Source organism: Flavobacterium sp. LC2016-12 (assembly GCF_015351595.1).
Lineage (GTDB): Bacteria > Bacteroidota > Bacteroidia > Flavobacteriales > Flavobacteriaceae > Flavobacterium.
Genome location: NZ_JADKPT010000002.1, coordinates 1 through 24850 on the forward strand (window position 1 = coordinate 1; position 24850 = coordinate 24850).

Below are 24850 nucleotides of genomic sequence, written 5' to 3' on the forward strand. Positions count from 1 at the left end.
TCTTTATTCTTTATTCTTTATTCTTTATTCTTTATTCTTTATTCTTTATTCTTTTTCTGATTTAACAGTTTTTCAAATTCCGGAAGTTCTTTTTTATACGCTTCCACATCCCAGGTAGCATTCCAATTTTTAAGATAATCCGACATCGTTCCTAACCCTACAGAAGCTCTTCTTTTATCAACATTATCAGGATCTTCAAGCGGAGAAACAAACGGAATCTTGGTAGTTGGATGATAGGAAACCTGACTTCCGTAAATTTGTTTTTTACCTTCTCTCAGAGCAACTCTGTCTTCAAGTAAAGCCAAAGAACTTGCTTTGGCGTTCCCTTTTTTAACAGCGTCTTTCATCATTGGAAGGTATTTTTGCTGATATTGTAAATCTGCATGTTGTATAACCAAAAACAAAGTTTGATTGGCCTGCGATCCCACAACATCTTTTCCTACCCAGCCTTTTTCATCTAAAATCTTCATTACCCTGATCAGATTGATGCTGTCCTTTTTGCCCATTAATTTACCTATGCTGTCGATTTTCTTTTTATCAGCATTAGGCGCTTTATAAATTTTCATAAAATCTCCACGAATACCCTGATCTTCTGCATAAATATCCAAAAGTTCTTTTTGAAGGGGCTTATCATAGTTAACGCTCAAAATATCCATTTTCTTCTGAAGCTTATCTATTGTCTTTGTCCATTCTTTCTTATTGTGCAGCGATTCTAAATCGTTATCTATTTTTATGTGAGCAATGTCTTCATAACCATTATCAATTGCTAAATCCAGCCACTTAAAAGCTTTCTCATCATCATTGTTCAAAGCTGCAGCGCACGCACCATTGTATAAATCTGTAGCTGATTTGTGTTCTATTTTAAATGCCTTTTCATAATAGCCAACAGATCCTTTATAATCTTTCGCTTTATAAGCATCATCACCTTTTGCAACAAATTCTTTATAGGTTTGAGACTGCATCAATCCAACATTCAATGTAATAAAAAAGAAAGCAATTAGTTTTTTCATAAATTTAAATCGTTTAGTGGTTTATTTTATTTTTTGCTCCGAGATTAATTCGCCGTTGTTATACTTTTTGATTTCGGTTAATTTTCCTTTATCAGAATAGAATTTCCAATCTCCAAAGTAAAACCAATGTGTTTCTTTGGAATTACTTTCCATTTTTGTTTTTCCTGTTGATTGTACTTTTCCGTTTTCATAATAATATTTAACCGTACAGATTCCGTTTTTATATTTCTCTGTTTTGTAGATTTTTCCTCCAATGTAGGATTTCCACTTTTTTACCGGTTCATCGTGTTTGTAATATTCAAACGATTTGTATCTGACATTGTCTTGCACGTAGTCGTCAATCCAAACACCTTCTTTTTTGTGATCGATCTTCTGATTGATGGGTTTGCTTTTACAGCTTAAAAACATAGTCCCACAAAATAATAATATGAAAAGCTTCTGCATTTGAATGTTTTTACTCTACACTTATAGATGTTGCTCTACAAATGTAGAGATAAAAATTTAATGTGCAAGTATTTTTTTTGAAAAAAGGTTCTGAGGGGCTAAGTTGCTAAGGTTCTGAGGTTTTTTAGCTTAGAACTAGATAACCTGAACTTACCTGAGTGTGCGTTAGGGATAGGAGCGGTATCTCCCGATTTAGAAAAACAAGGCATTTTTGCCGTAGTTTTTGTTAATCGGGAATATAGCGGATAGCCCGACCGAAGGGAACGCCCATAAAAAAATCCGCTCATTTCTGAACGGATTTAGAATATTTATAATCTTTACAAAGAATCTAAACTTAAAAAACTTTGTGCCCTAGCGCCTTTGTGGCAAAGAGACAAAGTGGCAAATTCTTACTTACTTAATTCCACAAAATACTTGTAAAACAACGGAATAGTTTCGATTCCTTTTAAGTAATTAAAGATTCCGAAATGCTCGTTTGGCGAGTGAATCGCATCAGAATCTAAACCGAATCCCATTAAGATGGTTTTGCTTTTTAGTTCTTTTTCGAACAAAGCTACGATTGGAATACTTCCTCCTGAACGAACCGGAATTGCAGGAACTCCAAACGTTTCTGTGTATGCTTTGTTTGCTGCCTGATACCCAATGCTGTCAATTGGCGTTACATAACCCTGACCACCGTGATGCGGCGTTACTTTTACCGTAACTCCAGCCGGAGCAATACTTGTGAAATGTTTAGTGAAAAGTTCTGTGATTTCATGCCAATCCTGATTTGGAACCAAACGCATTGAGATTTTAGCGAAAGCTTTGCTTGCAATAACTGTTTTTGCTCCTTCACCCTGGTAACCGCCCCAGATTCCGTTTACGTCTAACGTTGGACGGATAGAGTTGCGTTCGTTGGTTACATAGCCTTTTTCACCGTAAACATCGTTTAGGTCTAAGGCTTTTTTATATTTTTCTAAACTGAAAGGCGCTTTTGCCATTTCAGCTCTTTCTTCAGCAGATAATTCCTCAACTTTATCGTAGAAACCCGGAATTGTAATATGATTGTCTTCATCGTGCAATGAAGCAATCATTTTAGCCAAAATATTAATTGGGTTTGCCACTGCTCCACCGTATAAACCTGAATGTAAATCACGGTTAGGACCTGTAACTTCAACCTCAACGTAACTCAAACCTCTTAAACCTGTCGTAATTGACGGTTGTTGGTTCGAAATCATTCCGGTATCTGAAATTAAAATAACGTCATTTTTCAGTTTTTCCTGATTGCGTTCTACAAACCAGGCTAAACTTGCTGAACCAACCTCTTCTTCACCTTCGATCATGAATTTTATGTTACAAGGCAAAGTATTGCTTTGTACCATATATTCTAATGCTTTTACGTGCATGTACATTTGACCTTTGTCGTCGCAGGCACCACGCGCGAAGATTGCTCCATCAGGATGAATCTCAGTTTTTTTGATAACAGGTTCGAATGGTGGCGATGTCCATAATTCCATTGGATCTGGTGGCTGAACATCATAATGTCCGTAAACTAAAACGGTAGGTAAATTTGGGTCGATTATTTTCTCTCCGTAGATAATTGGATAACCCGGAGTATCGCAAGTTTCGACAAAATCGCAGCCTGCTTTTGATAAACTTTCTTTTACAGCCTCTGCTGTGTCGATAACATCTTGCGAATATGCAGTGTCGGCACTAACCGACGGAATTTTTAATAATTCGATCAACTCATTGATAAAGCGATCTTTATGTTGTTGAACGTACGACTTAATATTTTCCATTTAAAAGATTTTTATAGAATTTCAAAAATACAAAAAAGAGAATTAATATTTTTTTTCAAAAATGCTTTGAAAATTCGAAGTTATGCTTATCTTTGCACCCACAATTACGCGGATATGGTGAAATTGGTAGACATGCCAGACTTAGGATCTGGTGCCGCAAGGCGTGTAGGTTCGAGTCCTATTATCCGCACTGAAAAAAGCTTCTGAGAAATCAGAAGCTTTTTTGTTTTACTTCGTTTTTACTTTAAATGAATCATATAAATTTACGCTTATTTGAAATCAATATTTATGAAAAAAGCTTTAAAAATATTTTTGCTTCTAATTTCGACTTTAAGTTTCGCTCAGAATAAATCAGAAAACGAAATATTTAAAAAAATAATTGATCATGAGATTGAGAAAAATAAATCTATAATTTATATACAATGTAAAAAACCAAATACGTCCTTTAATATCAAAGAATTCAAAGAAGAAAATGAAGGATTCGTAATATCTGAAAGCACACTACAGGAATTTGAAAAGAATAATATCAATACTAATGAAGTTTGGAATTCAGAATTAATAAAACAATTAGACTATATCAAAAACACTAATTGTTTAACAAAAGAAGAAATAGAACTAATATTTAAGAATACAAATAAAAGACAAAACATAATCTTGATTAGCAAACCTATCTTTGACAATGGCTTTGAAAACTGTATTATTTCTATCGTCTACTCAAAATCTCTTCACAGTTCTTATGGTCAGAGTTATTTTCTAAAAAAAGTTAATGGCATTTGGACTATTATAACGGGATTTGGCCACTGGATGTCATAAATTTACAAACTTCTATTGATTAAAAAGATAATTTATTGGCTTTCGATGAAATGAAAAACCAAGGTGAATTTAACCGCGATGAACGGATAAAATCCCTTGAAAAGCGAGGTAATACAGTGGCAAAAACGGTGCGGAAAAACAAATCTTAATTTTTCTTTTATTCCAAATAAGGATCCAAAACTTCCGCCAACTTATTCATCCAATAAAAATTATCTTCAAGATTATTGAATTCTGTTCCTACAGTTTCACAGCTTCTCATTGCGCATAACGAAAGAACATAATTTACTTGTCGTATTGTCTTTGCCATTTCTTCTGGATTAATAGTCTTTGTAAAAAACTCACTTAATCGGGCTTCAACTTCTTCTGAAAGATGATTTGTGGTCATAATTTTAGATTTTAAAATATTGCAAAAATCATTCGAACTTTATTTCATTTGAACTCATATATGCGTTCAATTCTAATTATTTTTTTCATATACAAAATCTATTTTTAAATTTACCACAAATCCAAAAAGCTACCAATGATTAAAACCAAAAAATTTCAACTTACCAAAAAAGAATACTTCATGTTCCTTGTTAGACTTGAATTAAAAAGACGAGGATGGTTATTTGCTTTTATGTGGATATTTTCCGCTATAGTTCTTTTTACCGGAAAAAAAGATTCTTTTAGCTTTTTTATTATAGTTGTTGGATTCATGTATCCTGTTCTTACGATCTATAAATATTGGAGTTTTGCAAATTCAAAGGAAAACAAAATTATTTTTAAAGAAAGACAATACGAAATTTTCCCTGATAGAATCATTTCCCGTATGGGTGAAATATCAGAAGGTACAATCGATGTACAGAATTTTATAAAAGTTTTCGAATTAAAAGATCTTTATCTTTTATATATTTCTAAGGGTCAGACACTTTTTCTTCCAAAACTAATTTTTGAAACTCAGGAAGATGAAAATTGGTTTAGAAATGAAGTATTTTTGAAAGTTAAAAACAGATAAATTTTGGATATGCTCAAAAAATCAATTTTCGCTATTATTCTTCTTTTTGTTTTAAGCTCCTGTCTCGTTCAACGAAAAGTTTTAGAAATGGATGATTGGTACGCTTTTACGAAAACCAATACAGCGCAACAGCAGCCATCAGATATTTATGAGTTTAACGACGGAATGATTCGCATGCATGGAAATGAGAATAGCTGTTTAATGACCAAAAAAAGCTATAAAAATTTTGAACTAGAATTAGAATACAGATGGAATCTGGAAGAGCAATACAAAACAACCAGCACAAAAAACAGCGGTGTAATGTATAATATTCCTTTAGACGCGGCTGACAAAATCTGGCCAAAAGGATTTCAGTTTCAAATAAAAGAAAATACTACCGGAGACTTTATTTTCCTGGATCAGGTAACAGCAAAAGTAAATGGGAAATCAATTGAAGCCGCTGCAAGTGTCGTTTCTCCTAAGTTTATAGCCAACGAGAATCCGTATGGCGAATGGAATACCGTTGTTATTAAATCTTTCAACGGGAAAATTAAGCAATACTTAAACGGAAAATTAGTAAATGAATGTACGGATGCTTCTTCTACAGAAGGGAAAATTTCTTTGAATTATGAGCGTTCGCCAATTGATTTCAGGAATATTACGATAAAAGAGATTTCGAAATAATACTTTTCGGCAAAGTTTTTTTCCGCCACGAATTCACAAATTAATTTAAAAATTCGTGAATTCGTGGCGGAAACTTAGTGTGTTTATTACTTTGTATTGGGATTTAGTAACTCAATTATCTTATCCACATTAACCTCACTATAATCATTTATATAAAAATCACACGGAGGCAATTGTTCTTTGGTATGCGTACTCAAAACACCAACTACTTTCATTCCTGCATTTAATCCAGCTGTAACGCCCGAAAAAGAATCTTCGAAAACAACACAGTCCGAAGGAGCAACGCCAACACGTTCTGCAGACTTTAAATATACTTCCGGATTTGGTTTATGCTGTTTTACGTCTTCGCTTGATAGCATCGAATCCATTTTTTCATCTAGTTTTAAAACATTGGCAATCAAATCCAGATTCGCACGTGGAGCAGATGTTGCAACCGCCGTTTTAAAACCACGAGATTTCAATTCGCTTAAAAAATCCAAATAATGCGGAATCGTTTCGACTTTATCTTTATAAACCTCACGGAACATTCCTTCTTTTTCGTCTTCCAGTTTTATAAGTTCTTCACCGGTAATGGGACGCTTGAAGAAATGCGACATGATATAACCGTTATGTTTTCCGTACATATGTTCTTCAAATTCTTCTTCTGAGTGCGGAATTTCATATTTATCAAAAAAGGCCTCGAAAGCTTTTGCATGATGTGGATTGGTGTGACAAATCACGCCATCCATATCAAAAATAACACATTGCTGCTTCATTGTATATTTTGTTTTTTTAACGGTCGCAAGATAGGGTAATATAGGGTTATTTCACAGAGAATCGCGGAGGTTTTTCGCAGAGATTGATAAAGATTTGTTATTAAATAAATGGATTGAACGTACTGTTTGTCATTTCGAGGAACGAGAAATCCTCGCAAATAACTCCGCAACGAATATCTAATCTTTGTCGAGCTTCTCGCGAGGATTTCTCGTTCCTCGAAATGACAAAAATGAGGAAAAACTTGAAACTTGAAACCTGAAACCTGAAACAAAAAAACTTACCCAATCCAAATCTTACTTTTAACCAAAGTCATTGTCTGCCTTAAATGCTGATTTAATGCAATAAGAATAATCAAAACTACCAAACCATAACCCACAATCGTATAAATTTCCATATCGGCCAATAAAGTGGCTTGTTTGGTAATGGTTCCGAAAACTTTTTTCAAGGCCAAAGTATTCGCATTGTCTGCGGAATATCCTTTTGCCATAAAACTCTGTGCTGTTGACGCTATTGTTTGTTGTGCTTCGGGGCTTTCGCCAGTTACAAATTGACTTAGTTTTAAAAAGTGCTTTTTATTCAGGAATACCATTGCATTCTGCATCACACAAAACCCGATCGTACTTCCCCAAAAACGTCCAGAAACACCGACAATTCCCAAAGAAACAGCCATTTTAGCCGGAACGGAAGATGTCGTAAACAAGATTAACGGAACGAATAAAAATCCAACGCCAATTCCCTGTAAAACGTACGGAATGATAATATCGGATAAAGCTACATCGGGTACAAACAGAAATGTAAACCAAAAATGAAACAACGCAATCAAAGAAAAACCAATTATAAAAATGATTTTAGTTGATACCGATTTCATTAGAAAATAAGCAGCCAAAATCAATCCTATTACATTTCCTAATCCGTTAATGTATTGCACGCCCGCAACGCGCGACGGATCCCAATTCCAAATAGAAAACATCACCGAATGACAAAGGCTCAGCGTTGCTCTGCTGATGTAAAAAAGGAAAAACAATAGAAACCCAATTCGCAAATTGGCATATTTAAAAACTTCGAAATTAAAAGTCGGTCTTTTTACTAAAAGCTCTTTAAAGATGAATAACCCTCCCGATATCATGGAAATTATCAAACTCAGAACCATTTGAGAAGACTCAAACCAGTATTTTTTCTCGGCATAAACAAAAAAGTAAGCGCCGCAAAGAATAGCAGTTAAAACTAAAATATAACTCAACCAGTCGATTTGATACAGCGGAATTTTCTTTGTGATTCTATGTCCACGAAAAGTAACCAAGATCAAAAAAACATTCAAAACCTGAAGTCCGCCTGAAACATACAGCATGTATTTCCAATCGTAATGATCCAGAAACCAAACGGCAATGTTCATAATAAACGGCGTTGATAACAACAGTGAACCGTAATAAAAGGAGAAACCAATTATAATGGCGTTTTTAGAATTAAACTGTTCAATCAACAATTGTCTGATCGTAATTACCGGAAGCGCCATTAAAATTCCCTCGGCAACTCGCAGCAGTAAAAACAGATAAAAATTGGTAATATAGGCTGATGAAATAATCGTGATTCCGATTACGGAATACACCGCCATCAGATAATTCTTGGCAGGAAAAAAACTCGAAAATCGGCTTTCGATCAAAATTGTCGCCAGCAAAGTTCCGTAGGTTACGCACATCGCAAACTGCAAATCTTCTGGTTCGATGTCCAGAAAACTTGCCGCGTAGGTTACGTTTGAAGTATAAACTCCCAATAAAATCATGGAATGCAACAAACAGACAAACAAAATAATAATGATTGCCCATTTTGGAACCCAGGATTTAAAAATACTTTTATCTTCCATTTTAGTGGTGTTCGGCGATAACGGTGATGTTCATTCCGGCTCTTAAAAAGTCGGTTTGTTTGTCGTTATCTTTTAACTGAATTCTAACCGGAATTCTTTGTTCGATTTTTACGAAGTTTCCTGTTGCATTATCCGGAGGAAGCAAAGAAAATCTAGCTCCACTCGCAGGCGATAATGAAGTAATAATTCCTTTAAATTCTTTATTATTTATTGCGTCAGCCTCAATTTTAACTTCTTGCCCAACGGTTAAATATTGCAATTGTGTTTCTTTAAAATTGGCTGTAATCCACTTTTCTTTGCTTACAATCGAAAGTAAAGACTGACCTTCTTTTACCAATTGTCCCGGCTGTAAAGTTCGTTTTCCAACCCAACCGTCATAAGGCGCTGTGATAATCGTGTAGGAAAGAAATAATGCCGCATTATCAGCAACAGCTTGTCGAGAAGCAATGTTAGTCTGTGTTGTAGGAACATTGGCTTCAGCAACGGATGTACTTAAATTAGAAGAATGAATTCTTTCCTTCATCTCCTGAAAATGCGCCTGTGCCGATTCGTAATCGGCTTTTACTTTTTCTAATTGTTGCGAAGTTGCCGCTTCCTCTTTTACCAAAGCTTTGTACCTTTCGTATTCTAATTTTGTTTTCCAAAGATTAGATTTCGAAGCTTCCAATTGTGATTCTCCAATTGCCGTTGTACTCGCTGTTGTCGCAACATTTTTCTCAGCCACAACACTACTTTGCTGCGCGCTTTGAACATCGGCAAGCGCCACATTCAATTTTGATTTGTATTCTCTGTTATCAATCACAACCAAAGTATCACCTTTATGCACAAACTGATTTTCGTCAAAACGAACTTCCTGCACATAACCCGTAATTCGAGACATAATAGGCGTTACATATTGCTCCACCTGAGCGTCATTTGTCTCTTCGTGATTGCTGTTGAAAACATAAAACCAAATCCCCAAAATAACCCCGCTCACCACAAGAGCACAAGCAATACTTGTTATTATGATATGAAACGTTCTGTTTCTTCTAGTCTCATTTTTTATCTTAACCATAAACTCTATATATTTTTGTCTATTTTCTATTCTCTATATTCTATTTTCTATATTCTATATTCTATATTCTATTCTCTATATTCTATTTTCCAAAATCTCGCCTCTTAAGTCTAAAATCTTGTCTCTTGCTTCTTGCCTCTTAAAATCTAGCTCTGAGGCATCATCCCCGCCGTATGCAACAACTCGTAATGTTTCAAAACAGCATCCAATCGGGTAGAAACTTTGTTGTATTTCGCTTGTAATAAAGCATTATCAGCATCGACCATCTCCGTTATTAAAACCAATTGATTTAAGTATTTCAGCTTTACAATGCGGTAATTTTCATTCGCTAAATCCAAAGCTTTATCTACAACCACAAATTTTTCAAGGATTTCCTGATATTGTGTATGCTCTTTGTATAGCTTATCCTGAATTTCATCTTTAATAATTTCAGTCTGCATTTGCTGCCATTCGATTTTGGTATTGGCCTGCTGCATTTTGGTTTTGTTTTTATATAAAGCCGAAATATCAAAATGCGCCTCGATACCCACTTGCCCTAAAGTGTACAAATACGGATTTGGCGGAAAAAATTTGTAGTTCGGATAGTAAAAACCATAATTCCCGAAGAAGTTTACGGTTGGCAGATAATTGCCTTTAACCAATTTTAGTTCCGTTTTTTTGATATCTAATTCCTGACTCGCAATTCGCATTTCTTCATTCTGAGCAGCTTTACTCAAATAAAAGTCATACGGATCTAAACCTTGCATTTCATCCAGATTGGCCGTAGTATCAATCGCGATTTCTTCGTTTTCCGGAAATTGAATTAAAGTTTTCAGATCGTGAAGCGCAATTTTTATGTTTTTGGAATTTGTAAGCGCATTTAATTCACGATCCGAAAGCTGTAATTCGGCTCTAATGACTTCATTTTTGGTAAGCGTACCATGTTTTTGAAGCGACTGTACTTCTTTCAATCGGCTTTTTTCTTCTTTGATGTTCTCTTCAAAAATCTTCTGAAGTTCCATCATTTTATAAATAGCCAAATAGTTGGCAACCACTTCCAACTCAATATCATTTTCAGTCTTTTCTGTTTTTATTTTGGCAATTTCACTTTCCTGATTCGCAATTTTGATGGCGTTATTGATTTTATTTCCAGCATAAATGGGCATTGTAAAAGTGGAATTCACCTGATAAATTTCAGGAATTGCCTTCGTAACTTCTTTACCGTTTAAGAAACCGCTTCCTTTGAATTCGGTAATATTCGTAATTCTGGAATACTCTCCGTTTAATTCGATGTCCGGCAAACGGAGTTCTTTTCTTTCTTTGATGTTTTGCTCTGAGAGCGTAGTCTCTAATTGAGATCTGAGGATTTTTTTATTGTTTTCTTTAGCTAATTTCAAGGCTTCACTTAATGAAACCGAATGAATTTCCTGTGCTTGTACATTATTGAATGTGAATACAATTAGAAATAACAGCAGGATTTTGAGAAAACAATCTTCTGTAGAATTTGTTGTTTTATTAAGGAACATGAGTACATAAATAAATTATGGTGCAAAGTTCCCACATTATTTTGTTGACTGATAATTCTAAAAAGTCAATAACATATTCATTTCGGACAAATGTTAAAATTGTTATTTTCGAAAACGTTATAATAAAACACTGGAAAACAATTTATTACAAATTAAGAAGTGGTAATTATTATTTTAAAGTCTCTCGCAGATTTAGCAGATTCGGCAGATTTTTTTCTTTTTTATCTGCGAAATCTCCTAAATCTGCGAGAAAAATATTTTTTATCTGCTTTTTAAAACATCTTCCCCATTTAAGTAATCAGAAGGTCTTTGTCCAAGGAATTTAAAAAAGGTATTACTGAATGTCGGTACACTACTATAACCAACCTCTAGCGCCACTTCTTTGACCGAAAGTTTTCTGTCCAACAGCAATTCGATTGCTTTCAGAATTCTTCTGATAGTATAATATTGAATGAAGGACATTTTAAGATCTTTCTGAAACAAGCGATACAAAGAGCGTTCGCTATAACCGAATTCATGGGCAACTTCAGAAAAGAGAATTGTTTCTCCTAAATTATTCTCGATATGTCGAAGGATTTTCCCTAGTCGTTTGTCTTTTGGCTGTGGTAATTCCAAAGGCAGATTGTTAGTGCAAATTTGAGGAAGAATTGCTTTTATCGCTTTGGCAATTGTAAAGTTCGGAGAACCTTTCTTCAAATCACCGTTCCATTGATTGGTAAAAAGCATCATTTGAAGCAGTAAATTATTCACCGGATAAATACCTTCCTTTTTATAAAAGACATCTTCATCCTTCTCCACTGGAAAGTATAGATTTCGCATCATCACATTTTCCGACTTTGGCTGAATGCTGTGCTCTACCCCAGCCGGAATCCAGATAAAATGTCTTGCCGGTAAAAAATAGCTTTTCGTTTCGGTAGTTACAAAAACCACGTCGCCTTCGGCATACAGCATTTGTGCTTTATCGTGTTTGTGCGTCGGAACCAACAATTCTCCCATCAAATCATGATGACAATAAATGCTTTTTTTATCAGCATCTACTTTTGTGAGGTAGTACTTGTCTATTTTGAATGTTGATCGTTCCATTTAAATAATTTCTTGCGATATATAAATGTAGGGAAAATTAAATTCCAATATTTTAAAATCCCAAATTCCAATTAGTACATTGGTCGTTTGGGATTTGGAATTTTTTATTTGGGATTTATTTAGAAGACTTCCTAAAATAAAAAAAGCCTTTCCGTTAAGAAAGGCTTCTTCCAATATTGCGGTCTGGACGGGACTCGAACCCGCGACCCCATGCGTGACAGGCATGTATTCTAACCAACTGAACTACCAAACCAACTGCGTTATTGTGAGTGCAAAAATACAACAGAACTTTGATTCTGCAAGGGTTTTTGCGAATAAAAATTGAGAAATTTTTAATCCTCTGATTTTAAATAAATTCCAAACTAAATTTTTAAACTATCACGACCAAATTATATGTTATTAGAGGAAATAATACAAAATTTAACCGCAAAGAACGCAAGGTTAAAAGCGCAAAGGTTCGCAAAGCTATATATAAACTTTGCGAACCTTTGCGTAAATCTTTGCGAACTCTGCGGTTAAACCACAATCCCAATATGTCTTAAATCAAAAAAGCCATCCACAAAAGTGGAAAGCTTTTCATTGGTCTAACTACTAAACCAGCTACGAGTTACAAAGTCGTAGCAAACAACACAACTAATCTTAGATACCGTTTTTGGGCAAAAAAGCCTTTCTTAAAAGAAAGGCTTTTCCCAATATTGCGGTCTGGACGGGACTCGAACCCGCGACCCCATGCGTGACAGGCATGTATTCTAACCAACTGAACTACCAAACCTCTGCGTTATTGCGGTTGCAAAGATAGTACAGAATTTCATTTCTGCAAGTGTTTTGATAAAAAAAATTAAATATATTTTAAAATTCTTAGCCAAAGTTTTGTTTTTCAACTAAATATGTAGTCAGTATTTTTTCAAAATTATCACCAACATTCACCGGAACGTACTTAATTTGGTTCTTCGCACAGGTCAAAGCCAGGTTTTTAAAGTACGCTTCTGCCCTTTTTTCATATTCCATTTTGACATTATCTGCAAAAATCGACACTTCTTCACCTGATTCCACATCAATAAACTTCCTTGGTGTGTTATCAAAATCAAATTTCAGCTCGGTTTCATGATCAACTACATGAAACAAAACCACTTTATGTTTGTTGTGTTTTAGATGTTGTAGCGCATTAAAAAGCTTTTCATCGTCTTCTGACTGAAACATATCGGTGAACAGAATAATCATCGAACGGCGGTGCATTTTCTCCGCAATCTGATGCAGGTACGTAATCGTATCCGTGCTCTTTTTAACTTTTGGCTGTTCTAATAATTGTTCCAGTTTATTGAGCAGCATTCTATGGTGACGATCACTTCCTTTTTCGGGAGCATAATATTCGTAGCTGTCTGAGAAAACGCTTAAGCCAACAGCATCGCGCTGTTTCTTTAAAATATTCATCAAAACGGCCGATGCCAAAACTGCAAAACCAATCTTCTTTTCATAAAAAGGCTGATTCGATTTTAGTTCCGGATAATGCATCGACGACGAATTATCGACAATAAGATGACAACGTAAATTGGTTTCTTCCTCAAAACGTTTCGTGTACAAACGATCGGTTTTGGCAAATAATTTCCAATCGATATGTTTGGTACTTTCTCCCGCATTATAGACTTTATGCTCGGCAAATTCGGCAGAAAAGCCATGAAACGGACTCTTGTGCATTCCGGATATAAAACCTTCTACCACCTGATTCGCCAGCATTTCGAGATGCTGAAAACTGGAGACTTTCTCTATTTCCGATTCAATTTTCATTCGGTTTCTTTTTTAATATTTTGGGCGCGGTACAAACCGTCTGTCGCCTGAAATAATTTTCGTTTTAATATCGGACTAAAATTAGGGTTTTCTTTTAAGAAATGCTGCACTTCATTAAAAGCATATTTTGACGAATAGCCATTTGCTCTGAAACACCATTTTCTAAAACAAGTTTTCCTCTTTGTTTCGACTGAGAAAAACCAATGGTAAGGAAAGCGAAAAAACAAAGAAAGCTGTAGCGGATTTTCATTTTTAAGAAATATAAGATTCGTTAAAAATAAAAAATGTTTACCACGGATTAAAATGTTTGCTACTAATTACACAAATTTCCACTAATTTGATATTGCTTAAAAAGTTAGTCGTAAAATTTTTCACGCAGATTTTACAGATTAAAGCAGATTTAATTTTGATTTTAATAATAAATAAATCTGTGTGCATCTGCTTAAATCTTTTTAAATCTGCGTGAAACAATATCATTCCAATCCTTTGTCCCGAGAGCCCTGGACTGGCAAAAAAAACTTAAAAAAAAGGCCTGACGATTGCCAGACCTTTTCCCAAACTTACTAATTCAAGCTATCCAAAAACAAATTACTCAGTTTGTTGAAATTTAAAAGTTACATCTCCGGCATAATACGTATTGCGCGCGTTGGTAGGAAAAATAGTTTCCGCTGCCGTACTTGAGATAAAAGCATAACCCGTAATAACAATATTTCCGGCAACGATAGGATAAGTTGCCGCAGATCCGTCGGTTTTTGTTCTGTTAATCCAGTCGTCACTATTTACCGTGAAAAAATATTCTTTGTCTTTAGTTAGTGCAATTGAAGCTATTGCTTTTTCTACTGTAACATTCGCGGTAGGTACATTTATAGTTTCCGATTTTATAACTGTTTTCGTCGCTGCATCCCACAAAGTAATTCGTAGTGCGCTGTTTACATCTGGAATTTTCACAATCAAAGCGTTAATTTTCCCTGTTACGGTGGGTTTAAAACTAAAACCATATTCATAAATTCCTACATTTTTTTGATCTACCGCTTTTTGGCTGAATCCAGATCCCGCCATATAAGCGTCTAAAGGGTTTTCTTCGTTATATTTAATTTCCTCTGGTTTGTCGTCGTCACTACTGCAGGAAATGGTTAAAGTTGCGATTGATAAAATGGTAAAAAGGATTTTTAAAGTTTTCATAATACTATAATTTGAATGTTATTATTTCGTTCAATGGTTTTTTCTTTCAAGGCTTAAGGTTGAATATTAAAATGCGCACAAACTTCTTCGTAACTCATTTTAGCATAATCTGCTTTTGCAGCTTTAGCCGTTGCAGCACCAACGCCACCGGGAATCAAAATATAGCGCCATGATAGTGAGGTCGGAATGTTTACAGTTCCTCCCTGATCATGTCTAAAGCGAAACAATTTGATTTTTTTAAGAGTAGAAATTGCGGTTATGGTATTAACAAATCCGCCTGCAGTGGAGGTGTATGGTACTGTGAAGGTGCCAGACCCAAAAGACACATAAACCAATATGGTTCCTTTTGAAAGAATTTCATCGGATAGTTCTGGTGCATTAATAGTGGTAGACATCCCGGAAGTTCCGTCTATATTTTCGGCAGCGGCTGTTGGAGCATTGATCCATGCGCTATAAATAACATTAGCTGTTCCTGTTGCTCCGGGTGCACCTGGCTGTCCGTCAACTCCATTGGTTCCGTCGGTTCCGTCATCGCTGCTGCATGAAATGGTAGAAATGGCAACTAATAAAATGGTAAAAATGGTTTTTGAAAATTTCATAATAATTTAGTTTAAAAATTTATTAAATGGTTCTTATTTAATTCAATAGCATTATTTTTGTAAAAGTCAAAAGCCTATTTCTTTTCTGCTGATGAAGTATTACGAGACAAATTTGCAGGATTAAAATCGGCCTAAAAACCACTAATAGACAGACGACATTTTAAATAGACAGACGACGCAAAAACCAAATAAATGACCAAAAAATACACCTGTATTATTATTGACGATGACGAAATTGACAGGCTGACGGTGCTATCGTTTGCTAAAAAATTTCCTGTTCTGGATATTTTGGGCGTTTTTGAATCGGCTGAAGAAGCACTCCCTTTTATAAACACACAAAACATTGATATCTTGTTTCTCGATATTGATATGCCCGGTTTAAGCGGAATAGAATTCAGAAAAAAAGCGCTAGAAATTCCGGTTTGTATATTTATAACCGCGCATCCGGAACATGCTGTTGAAAGTTTTGAAATCGAAACGCTTGACTTTATTGTGAAACCTTTAAAACTAGATCGCTTTTCGCAAACCGTAAGCCGTATTGAAGAGTTTATGGAAATCAAATTGAAAGCTTCTCTTTTTGAAGCCAGTATTGGCGGCGATACCATTTATATTAAAGAAGGCCACGAACAAACAAAAGTAAAACTGCACGAAATTTTATATCTCGAAGCCTTAAAGGATTACACTCTAATTATTACTAATAAAAAGAGACATTGTGTTTTATCGAGTATCGGAAATCTTTTGAAAGAAGATCATTTTCAGTCTTTCATTAGAATTCACAGAAGCTTTGCGGTGCAGAAACAATTTATACAAAAAATAAATACTTCAGAAATCATTTTGAACAACAATATTGCTATTCCGGTCGGAAGAAGTTATAAAGAAAACCTAAACTTTATTTCATGAAAAAACTGGGATTCCTGTTATTGCTTTTTATAACATGCGCTGCCTTTGCACAGCGGGAACCCAATTTAGCACGCTATAAAACCCCAGAAGAAAAACTTCTAGCCTGGGTAAAATACTGTAATGAAATTCAAAATGCAGAACATTATTCAGCACTTTTGGCAGCTTCAGAAAAAGGGATAAAGCTTTCGCAAAAATACCCGGCCTTTCTGAGTAAATTTTATTATTTCAAAGGATATGCTTATGAGTTCAGTAACAATCAATACAAGGAAGCATTAGTTAATTATGAAGCATCTCTGAAATATGCTAAAGACGCCAGACACCTTAAAAATTTGACAATTGCTTTATCGCGCCTTAACTATATGTATTATGCGCTAAATGAAACTTCTAAAAACAAGCATCTGGCCGATTACATAAAAAAAGTAGTAGATACCACAAAAAACACCTACACAAAAGCAGTTCTTTACGGAAGCATAGCCGAATATCACCTCAACAATGCACAATATGAAACTTTTATTGATTATCAATTAAAAGCCATTGTCTACAAAAAACAAATTTCAAAAACGGTTGCCAATACAGAAAATATCGGAATTTCATACAGTCAAATTGCGGCGGCTTACACTAAAATGAAACAATATGAAAAAGCACTCGAATATTTACATGAAGCAAAGCCTTATGTCAAAAGTTCTCCTTATGTAAGTGCTTTTTTGTGCAACTACTATTTGCAATGTTTTGTTCCGATGAAAAAGTTCGACAGTATTCAAAAATATTATAAGCTGATTTATACCTACCCAACAATAAAAGATTCCTTATTCCTTAATTTGAGTTTTGCCAACAGAAGCCTGTCTGAATATTACGTAAACGAACGCCAGACCAATGCGGCTTATTATTATGCTAAAAAAGCAGTTTTATTGGGTCAAAAATCAAACGACGATGATATTATTATGGAAGCCAATGCCGTTATGGGAAGGGTTTTATATGAAAAAGGAGACTATAAAAACGCAATCGAAATTTTGACATTGGCCTCCAAAAATGCTTATACCTATGACAAAGAATCGTACGTCAACATCAATAAAAAATTAGCTCAAAGTTATGCCGCTTTAGGGCTTTGGAAAGAAGCCTACAAATACAACGAGATTTACAGTCAGGCCAATGACGAGATGATGCTCGAGTCAGCGAAGCAAAATATTGCCAATGCCGAAGCCCGTTTTCAAAACAAGGCAAAAGGTCAGGAAATAAAAAACCTCTCGACTCAAAATACCATTAAAAACATTCAGATTGCAGATGCCAAAAAACAACGCATTTTCCTCATTTCCGGATTGGCACTGGTTGGCATTATTCTGCTTTTACTATTTAAACAAAGTCAGAACCGAAAGAAAACCAATCAGAAATTACAACTTCTGAATGCCGAATTAGACGAAGCCAATAAAACAAAAGCAAGATTTTTTGGTATTTTAAACCACGATTTAAGAAGTCCGGTTTCGAACTTAATTCACTTTTTACATCTTCAAAAAGAAAGTCCGGAACTGATAGACGAAGCAACTGCTTTACGAATGCAAACTAAAGTAATTACCGGAGCCGAAAATTTATTATCATCAATGGAAGATATTTTATTGTGGAGCAAAGGACAAATGGAAAACTTCAAACCTCAATTTCATACTTTTCCGGTTTCCGGTTTATTTGAAGAAACTCAAAAACATTTTTCAAGTGTTGAAAATATCGAAATTTCCTTTGAAGATCCGGAAAACATCATCTTAAATACAGATGAAAATTACCTAAAAACCATCATCCGAAATCTGACCGGAAACGCTATAAAAGCTCTTGATAAAACTTCAAACGGAAAAATAATCTGGAAAGCCTGGCAAGAAAGCAATCAAACCTTTCTCTCCATAACCGACAATGGCCCCGGCGGAACGCAGGAAAAATTCAAAGCGCTGTACGACGACTCAGAAGTCATCGGAATCAAATCTGGTTTGGGCCTGCATTTAATCCGTGATTTAGCAACAGCAATTAACGCTAAAATTAAAGTCATTTCAAAATCAGATTCCGGAACTACCTTTACTATTATATTTTTTCACGCAGATTTAAAAAGGATTTAAGCAGATTTGCGCAGATTATTTATTTACTAGGAAAGTTTAAAAAAGATTTAAATACATGCTTTTAAATAAATCTGCAGAATCTGCTAAAATCTGCAGAATCTGCGTGAAACAAAATCTTTTTATCCCGATAGCTATCGGGAGTGGCAAAAAGCCCAATAAAAAAGGCTTGACTTTCGCCAAACCTTTTTTATATCAATTATAATCTTACGATTATAACAAAGCGTCTAAACTATCTGCGTAAGTTTGTTTCGGAGCAACTCCTACTTGTTTACCTACAACTTCACCGTTATGAAAAACCAAAACGGTTGGTATGTTACGCACACCATATTTTGCAGCGAATTCCTGGTTAGCATCCACATCCACTTTACCAACAACAACTTTACCTGCGTATTCGTCGCTTAATTGGTCAATGATTGGTCCAACCATTCTACAAGGACCGCACCATGCTGCCCAAAAATCTACCATTACTGGTTTATCTGACTTTAAAACTACTTCGTCAAAAGTAGCATCTGTTATTGCTAATGCCATAATATCTTAGGTTTAAATTACGTCTGAATTATTAATCTTCAAACTAGAGTACAAATTTAAAAATTAAATACGAATGAAACACCATTCCCAAATTAGTTTTGATTATAAATGTATTGTCATTAATTATATAATTTACATGTTTGGATTTCCTAAAACATTTTACCACAATAAATTGAATATCAAATTATTAAAATAACATTAATTTTTATGTTATCTTTAATGTTGAGAAAATTCGTTCCTATGACAGCAACTTTACATAGAATAAAAAACTTTCTACAATCAGCCGGTTTTAAAAAATACGCCAAACGCTTTGGATATTTTGTTTTAGGACTTGTCGCATTAGTGTTAATTGCCGGTGCCGGACTATCGATTTATTTCAATCAGAACAAAACCGAAATAATGGCCAAAATCAATACCAAAATCAACGACAATATAAACGGTGATTTTCATATTGGCGATTTCCAATATAAATTTTTAACCGGTTTGCCCAATTTTACAGTTGCTCTAAAAGATGTCGAACTCAAAGACAAACAATGGAAAACCCACAAACATACTTTATTAAAAACCAAAGAAATAGAAGTCCGTTTAAACGTTTGGAGTTTACTGCAAAAGGAAATCAACATTCATAAAATCCTGATCAACGACGCTCAGATATATCTTTATAAAGCCGAAAACGGTTATTCTAACTCGGATATTTTTAAACCGAAAAAGAAAAAAACACCCGAAACCCAATCGGACAGCGAAACCACGATTGACGAAATCGACCTCAACAATGTTCATTTTATTCTCGACAATCGCATTGGCCACAAATTATTCGATTTTGACGTCGCCAGCTTAAAATCGAAAGTAGATTACGACGGAGACGACTGGAAAACCGATCTGTTTCTGGATACTCAAATTGGTAGTTTGGCCTTCAATACCGTTCACGGAAGTTTCGCCAAACAGAAACGTCTCAAAGGCACTTTTGCCGTTACCTATTCGGCCGAAAAAGAAAAAATAGATGTAAAAACAGATGGTTTAAAAATTGGATCCGATTCCTTTGACATTGTTGCTTTTTTCAATTTAGCCAAAGGCAGCGCGCTGTTCGGCATCAACATTAGCACTACAATTTTATGGCAAAATGCTTCCAATTTATTATCGGCAAACATCAGTTCTAAGCTGAACCATTTTAATCTGAAAAAGGAAATTGATGTGAATTGCGACATCAAAGGCGATTTTAATGCCGAAGGTGATCCTCGAATTGTCGTTCAGGCCGAAGTGCACAACAACGAACTCAGCATTCCCGATGGATTACTGACCGATTGTAATTTCAAAGGTATTTTTACCAACAATTTCAAACCAAAAGAAGGTTTTAGCGATGCGAATTCGGCTGTAATTCTAACCCGTTTTTCTGCTAAATACAGAAATGTGCCGCTTAAAATTGCGCAATTATCCATCAACAATCTCGAAAAACCATTGGCTACGGGAGTCGTGAATTCTGATTTTGATCTTCCGGTTATGAACGAAGAAAACACCGAAAAATGGATTCATTTTACCGAAGGCCACGCCACGCTCAACCTTAAATTTCAGTTTGATATTGTCAATTTATACATTACCAAACCGCGTTTTATTGGAAATGTAGACGTTAAAAATGTCTCCTTCCATTTTATTCCCAAAAACATTAATGCAGAAAAAATAAACGTTCAGCTACAATTTACGCAAGAGGCTTTGATCATTAATAAAATTGCTTACAAACATAAAAACAACACCATTTTTATAGATGGAAAAATCAATAATTTCCTGAATCTGTATTACGATGCCCCTGAAAAAATGGTCGTAAACTGGAATATCTATTGCCCAAGTATCGATGTTAAACAATTTCTGGGTGTTTTGGCCACTTCTCAAAAAAGGAAAGTCACTGCCAAAAAACCTTCTATGTCGAACCAGTTGCGCAACGCGATCGAAAAATGCATTGTCGACATTAACCTCAAAGCCGATAAAATCACGTACAATAAATTGACCGCAACCAATACAAAAGCGGTGATTCAGATGATCGATTCGCGATTGGTCATCAAAAATGGTTCGCTGCAAACGTGTGGCGGAAGCATTAATTTTAGTACGACGCTTTCTCCAAATGGCAAAAATTACAATTTCGCTTCCAACGCACAGGTTAATCAGGTTGATATTACGCAATTTTTAAAGTCGTTTAATAACTTCGGAATCAAATCATTTACGCCCAATAATATTCGCGGACAGCTCACCAGCAATACCGATATGACCGGAATGATCCATAACGGCGAATTGGTCCCGAATTCAACACACGGAAGCCTGAATTTCAAGGTCAGTCACGGTGCTTTAATAAACTTTGAGCCAATCGTTAAAATCGGGAAATTTGCGTTTCCGTTTCGCGATGTCGAGAACATCACTTTCAGCGATTTATCCGGCAATTGCAAACTTCGCGGCGAACTGGTCGACGTCAATAAACTCACCATAAGTTCCAGCGTTCTCAACCTCGATGCCGAAGGTGTTTATTCCTTTGGCCGCGGCACCAATATGGCACTCACCATCCCACTCCGAAACTCCAAAGACGACGCCAAACTCGCCACCAAAGCCGAACGCGACGCCGTGCGCGACCGCGGAATTGTCCTGCATTTACTTGCCGTTGATGATGGTGGGAAAATGAAAATTAAATGGGGGAAGAAGGATAAGAATAAGAAAGAGAAATAACCTCGTTTATTATTCCATAGAAGGCACAGTTTGTCACTCTGAGCGAAGTCGAAGAGTCGCACTACAAGCTCCACAAAGATTGACACTAAAGTCTAAAAATAGAGAAGTACCACGCAATCTTGTCATTTCGACGAAGGAGAAATCCTCGCAAGAAACTCGACAAAGATTGGCACTAAAGCACACAAGAAATAAAGAATTGAATTCAAAATTTTGGAATTTCTTTTTCTTTAGGAGCTATTTCCTGCTATCCACTTGTATCTTTTTAGGCAGATCGTTTACGGTAAACGAGACATTTCCGATGGCCTAAAAAGGATACCGCTTCTATCAGGGCTAGGGGACTTGGTTTCATAAGAAGATTTAGAAATATTAATATACGCCAGTCAGAAATGATTGGCGTTTTTTTATACATCAAAAGTCAAAACCATGGTTAATATCGAGTTGAAAACTAATATTTAATGAGGTCAATTGTACGCGGGTCAATTGTACGCACAAAACTATTTTTATAAACTATGAATATCAAAGAAAAATTCGGATTCAAAGTCAAAGAACTTCGAGAACAAAAAGGATACTCAATCGAGTATTTAGCCAATATTTCTAACGTTGACAGAAACTACATTTCAGATATTGAAAAAGGTCAACGGAATGTTTCAATAGAAATTATAGAAAAAATAATCACAGCTCTTGACACTGATTTTGGAGCTTTTTTTAACGATAACAATTTTAAGAAATGAAAGAGAAAATATCAATTGATGAGTTTGATGGTAAAAAATTTAAAATTCGTTTTATCGAAGAAGATGATAATCGAAAAGCTGTTTTAACTCATTATTTGCACAATTATGACAATGGAGTTAAAGATCATTTCAAAGAAGAAGCAGTAGAATATTTAAAACAAATTGTAGAATACAAAAACGAGGAAGAAAAACTAAACATTCTTTCCGATTCTGCATTACAACAATTATTATTCGAAGTTGAAGATGTACCTTTTCCAACTCCTAAAGATTATACTTTCAAATTTATTGATCTTTTTGCCGGAATTGGTGGTTTTAGATTAGCACTACAAAATTTGGGTGGTAAATGCGTATTTACTTCAGAATGGGATGAAAATGCAAAAAAAACTTATAAAGCAAATTTTGGAGAGACTCCTTTTGGAGATATAACAAAAGAGAGAACCAAAAATTATATCCCAAAAGATTTTGATGTTTTGTGTGCAGGATTCCCTTGCCAAGCATTCTCAATAGCCGGAAAAAGAGGTGGCTTTGAAGACACAAGGGGAACGTTGTTTTTTGATGTCGCTAAAATTATTAAAGACAAAAAACCAAAAGCAATTTTCTTAGAAAATGTAAAAGGCTTGAAAAGTCATGATAAAGGAAAAACCTTAGAAACAATTTTAAATGTCCTTAGAAATGATCTGGGATATTATGTTCCCGAACCTGAAATTATGAATGCTAAAGAATTTGGTGTTCCTCAAAACAGAGAACGTATTTATATTGTTGGATTTAGAAAGGACTTGAATATTGATTCTTTTAAATATCCTGAACCTTTTGAAGAAAAAGTAACATTCAAAAGTGTAAAAGAAAAGAAAGTTGTTCCAACAAAATATTACTTGTCAACTCAATATTTACAAACTTTAAAAAATCATAAAGAAAGACATGCTAATAAAGGAAACGGATTTGGATATTCGATTATCAAAGACGATGAAATTTCAAATTCAATTTTAGTTGGAGGAATGGGTCGTGAAAGAAACCTAGTACTTGACAACAGAATAAAAGATTTCACTCCGACCACACATATAAAAGGTGAAGTAAATCGCGAAGGAATTAGAAAAATGACTCCTCGTGAATGGGCAAGACTACAAGGATTTCCTGATAATTTCATAATTCCTGTTGCTGACGCTTCTGCTTACAAGCAATTTGGAAATTCGGTTGCCGTTCCTGCAATACAAGCAACTGCTGAAAAAATAATTGATTTGATAAAAAATAAATTATGAAATCAGGAAATATAGGTGAATGGAGCGAAATATATGTTTTATTCAAATTACTAAGCGATAAAATTTTAGTTCCTGGTGACGAAAATATTCAAAAAATCCCTAATGTTTTCTATCCAATAATTAAAATCTTACGTACTGAAAAAACAGGTAATTTCGAGTATTCCATTCTTGATGATATTGTTTTAATTTCAGGAAAGGAAGAAGTTTTACGAATTCCTATTGAAACTTTTAAGGAGAAAGCCATTACACTATTAAATACTGTTAAAGGTACCAAAGAATCTGGTAAAGGCTATGAAAATGAAGAAATTGAAGAATTTATGCATAGCATAAATTGTGTATCAATAAAAGCAGGCTCTTCTGTAAAGACAGATATAACAATAGTTATTCACGACAAGCACACAAACCAACAACCAATCCTTGGTTTCAGTATAAAATCACAAATAGGAGAAGCTGCTACACTTTTTAATGCTTCGCAACTTTCAAATTTCACTTTTGAAGTCATAGATACTGAAATTAATGATCAAGAAATCAATGAAATAAACTCTTTATTTATTAAGAGAGGATCAAAATTATTAAAAGATGTAAAAAAGAGAACAAAAAACATCTTTGAAAAAAATGGAACTTTACTCTTTAAAGCAATTGAAAAACCAATTTTTTCTAATAACTTGATACTAATTGACAGTTTGCTCCCATCAATATTAGCAAAAATATTAGTTTATTATTATTCCGGAAAAGCAACATTAACAACAGAATTAATTAATATTCTTGAAGTAGAGAATCCTTTAAATTTTGACAAAACTAATAATCATGAGTTTTACAGATACAAAATTAAACGCTTCCTTACAGATGTCGCCTTAGGTATGCTGCCTTCTAGAGTATGGAGCGGCATATACGATACTACAGGAGGCTACTTAATTGTAAAAGAGGATGGTGACATCCTCTGCTATCACCTTTATAATAAAAATGACTTTGAAAACTATCTTTTAAATAATACAAAACTTGAAACAGGAGGTGGAAACAAACATAAATTCGGTGATTTATATAGAAAAGATGGAAAGTTGTTTTTTAAACTTAATTTACAAATTAGATTCACAAAATAGTTTAAA

Annotated in this window: 23 protein-coding genes and 3 tRNA genes; 10 read left to right on the top strand and 16 right to left on the bottom strand. The window is 34.7% G+C overall.

The genetic code is table 11. The annotated features are described in order from the left end of the window. Positions 1-38: 38 nt before the first annotated feature. The 3 genes from IRZ99_RS04460 to IRZ99_RS04470 all read right to left on the bottom strand — a co-directional run bounded on the left by IRZ99_RS04460 (position 39) and on the right by IRZ99_RS04470 (position 3232). Complete coding sequence (locus IRZ99_RS04460) at positions 39-1010, bottom strand: DUF6624 domain-containing protein (protein WP_194656140.1); 972 nt, start codon at positions 1008-1010, stop codon at positions 39-41. 21 nt (positions 1011-1031) lie between these two features. Continuing rightward, positions 1032-1454 carry a hypothetical protein gene (locus IRZ99_RS04465; RefSeq protein WP_194656141.1) on the bottom strand — a complete coding sequence of 141 codons (423 nt, stop codon included), beginning with the start codon at positions 1452-1454 and terminating at the stop codon, positions 1032-1034. Between the two features lie 389 nt (positions 1455-1843). After that, positions 1844-3232, bottom strand: coding sequence for a dipeptidase (locus tag IRZ99_RS04470; RefSeq protein WP_194656142.1), 1389 nt, complete (start codon positions 3230-3232; stop codon positions 1844-1846). Positions 3233-3340: 108 nt separating this feature from the next. On the opposite strand from IRZ99_RS04470, the gene IRZ99_RS04475 reads away from it, so the two are divergent. Together IRZ99_RS04475 and IRZ99_RS04480 are read left to right on the top strand one after the other, a co-directional pair. Next, a tRNA-Leu gene (locus IRZ99_RS04475) sits at positions 3341-3422 on the top strand. A gap of 98 nt (positions 3423-3520) precedes the next feature. Then, positions 3521-4045, top strand: a complete 525-nt coding sequence (locus IRZ99_RS04480) for a hypothetical protein (protein ID WP_194656143.1) — start codon at positions 3521-3523, stop codon at positions 4043-4045. Between the two features lie 157 nt (positions 4046-4202). On the opposite strand, the gene IRZ99_RS04485 is transcribed toward IRZ99_RS04480, so the two are convergent. Next, positions 4203-4430, bottom strand: a complete 228-nt coding sequence (locus tag IRZ99_RS04485; protein WP_194656144.1) for a hypothetical protein — start codon at positions 4428-4430, stop codon at positions 4203-4205. A 135-nt stretch (positions 4431-4565) separates the two neighbouring features. Here IRZ99_RS04485 and IRZ99_RS04490 point away from each other — a divergent pair, with 135 nt between their 5' ends. Further along, on the top strand, positions 4566-5039 hold the full coding sequence (locus tag IRZ99_RS04490) for a YcxB family protein (protein ID WP_194656145.1): 474 nt from the start codon (positions 4566-4568) through the stop codon (positions 5037-5039). A gap of 87 nt (positions 5040-5126) precedes the next feature. Then, entirely contained in the window at positions 5127-5702 is a 576-nt protein-coding gene (locus tag IRZ99_RS04495; RefSeq protein ID WP_228519019.1) for a DUF1080 domain-containing protein, read from the top strand. Positions 5703-5788: 86 nt separating this feature from the next. On the opposite strand, the gene IRZ99_RS04500 is transcribed toward IRZ99_RS04495, so the two are convergent. From IRZ99_RS04500 to IRZ99_RS04550, 11 genes are all read right to left on the bottom strand, one after another. Continuing rightward, on the bottom strand, positions 5789-6457 hold the full coding sequence (locus tag IRZ99_RS04500) for an HAD family phosphatase (RefSeq protein ID WP_194656147.1): 669 nt from the start codon (positions 6455-6457) through the stop codon (positions 5789-5791). A gap of 278 nt (positions 6458-6735) precedes the next feature. Next, positions 6736-8319 (bottom strand): MFS transporter, encoded by a 1584-nt coding sequence (locus IRZ99_RS04505; RefSeq protein WP_194656148.1) that lies wholly within the window; start codon positions 8317-8319, stop codon positions 6736-6738. 1 nt (position 8320) lies between these two features. Next, positions 8321-9373, bottom strand: coding sequence for an HlyD family secretion protein (locus IRZ99_RS04510; RefSeq protein ID WP_194656149.1), 1053 nt, complete (start codon positions 9371-9373; stop codon positions 8321-8323). 146 nt (positions 9374-9519) lie between these two features. Then, positions 9520-10878, bottom strand: a complete 1359-nt coding sequence (locus IRZ99_RS04515; protein ID WP_194656150.1) for a TolC family protein — start codon at positions 10876-10878, stop codon at positions 9520-9522. Positions 10879-11139: 261 nt separating this feature from the next. Next, entirely contained in the window at positions 11140-11961 is an 822-nt protein-coding gene (locus IRZ99_RS04520; RefSeq protein WP_194656151.1) for an AraC family transcriptional regulator, read from the bottom strand. Positions 11962-12140: 179 nt separating this feature from the next. Further along, positions 12141-12214, bottom strand: a tRNA-Asp gene (locus IRZ99_RS04525). Between the two features lie 445 nt (positions 12215-12659). Beyond that, a tRNA-Asp gene (locus tag IRZ99_RS04530) sits at positions 12660-12733 on the bottom strand. An 86-nt stretch (positions 12734-12819) separates the two neighbouring features. Then, a complete protein-coding gene (locus IRZ99_RS04535; protein WP_194656152.1) occupies positions 12820-13746 on the bottom strand; it encodes a DUF58 domain-containing protein in 927 nt (308 codons plus the stop codon). Between the two features lie 94 nt (positions 13747-13840). Beyond that, on the bottom strand, positions 13841-13996 hold the full coding sequence (locus IRZ99_RS04540) for a hypothetical protein (protein WP_194656153.1): 156 nt from the start codon (positions 13994-13996) through the stop codon (positions 13841-13843). 338 nt (positions 13997-14334) lie between these two features. After that, positions 14335-14928 carry a DUF4082 domain-containing protein gene (locus IRZ99_RS04545; RefSeq protein ID WP_194656154.1) on the bottom strand — a complete coding sequence of 198 codons (594 nt, stop codon included), beginning with the start codon at positions 14926-14928 and terminating at the stop codon, positions 14335-14337. Positions 14929-14981: 53 nt separating this feature from the next. Continuing rightward, positions 14982-15527, bottom strand: coding sequence for a hypothetical protein (locus IRZ99_RS04550; protein ID WP_194656155.1), 546 nt, complete (start codon positions 15525-15527; stop codon positions 14982-14984). A 192-nt stretch (positions 15528-15719) separates the two neighbouring features. Between IRZ99_RS04550 and IRZ99_RS04555 the strand changes: the two genes are divergently transcribed. Both IRZ99_RS04555 and IRZ99_RS04560 read left to right on the top strand, forming a co-directional pair. Further along, positions 15720-16427 carry a LytTR family DNA-binding domain-containing protein gene (locus IRZ99_RS04555; protein ID WP_194656156.1) on the top strand — a complete coding sequence of 236 codons (708 nt, stop codon included), beginning with the start codon at positions 15720-15722 and terminating at the stop codon, positions 16425-16427. Continuing rightward, positions 16424-18523 (top strand): HAMP domain-containing sensor histidine kinase, encoded by a 2100-nt coding sequence (locus tag IRZ99_RS04560; RefSeq protein WP_194656157.1) that lies wholly within the window; start codon positions 16424-16426, stop codon positions 18521-18523. Before IRZ99_RS04555 ends, IRZ99_RS04560 begins: the two co-directional genes overlap by 4 nt. 210 nt (positions 18524-18733) lie before the next feature. Here IRZ99_RS04560 and trxA read toward each other — a convergent pair whose 3' ends face one another. Continuing rightward, complete coding sequence (gene trxA / locus IRZ99_RS04565; protein WP_012023423.1) at positions 18734-19051, bottom strand: thioredoxin; 318 nt, start codon at positions 19049-19051, stop codon at positions 18734-18736. 240 nt (positions 19052-19291) lie between these two features. Here trxA and IRZ99_RS04570 point away from each other — a divergent pair, with 240 nt between their 5' ends. From IRZ99_RS04570 to IRZ99_RS04585, 4 genes are all read left to right on the top strand, one after another. Then, entirely contained in the window at positions 19292-21757 is a 2466-nt protein-coding gene (locus IRZ99_RS04570) for an AsmA family protein (RefSeq protein WP_194656158.1), read from the top strand. A gap of 509 nt (positions 21758-22266) precedes the next feature. Then, positions 22267-22488, top strand: a complete 222-nt coding sequence (locus IRZ99_RS04575; RefSeq protein ID WP_026982691.1) for a helix-turn-helix domain-containing protein — start codon at positions 22267-22269, stop codon at positions 22486-22488. Beyond that, positions 22485-23744, top strand: coding sequence for a DNA cytosine methyltransferase (locus tag IRZ99_RS04580; protein ID WP_194656159.1), 1260 nt, complete (start codon positions 22485-22487; stop codon positions 23742-23744). The genes IRZ99_RS04575 and IRZ99_RS04580 overlap by 4 nt, the downstream gene beginning before the upstream one ends. Further along, a complete protein-coding gene (locus tag IRZ99_RS04585) occupies positions 23741-24844 on the top strand; it encodes an HpaII family restriction endonuclease (RefSeq protein WP_194656160.1) in 1104 nt (367 codons plus the stop codon). The genes IRZ99_RS04580 and IRZ99_RS04585 overlap by 4 nt, the downstream gene beginning before the upstream one ends. Positions 24845-24850: the final 6 nt, after the last annotated feature.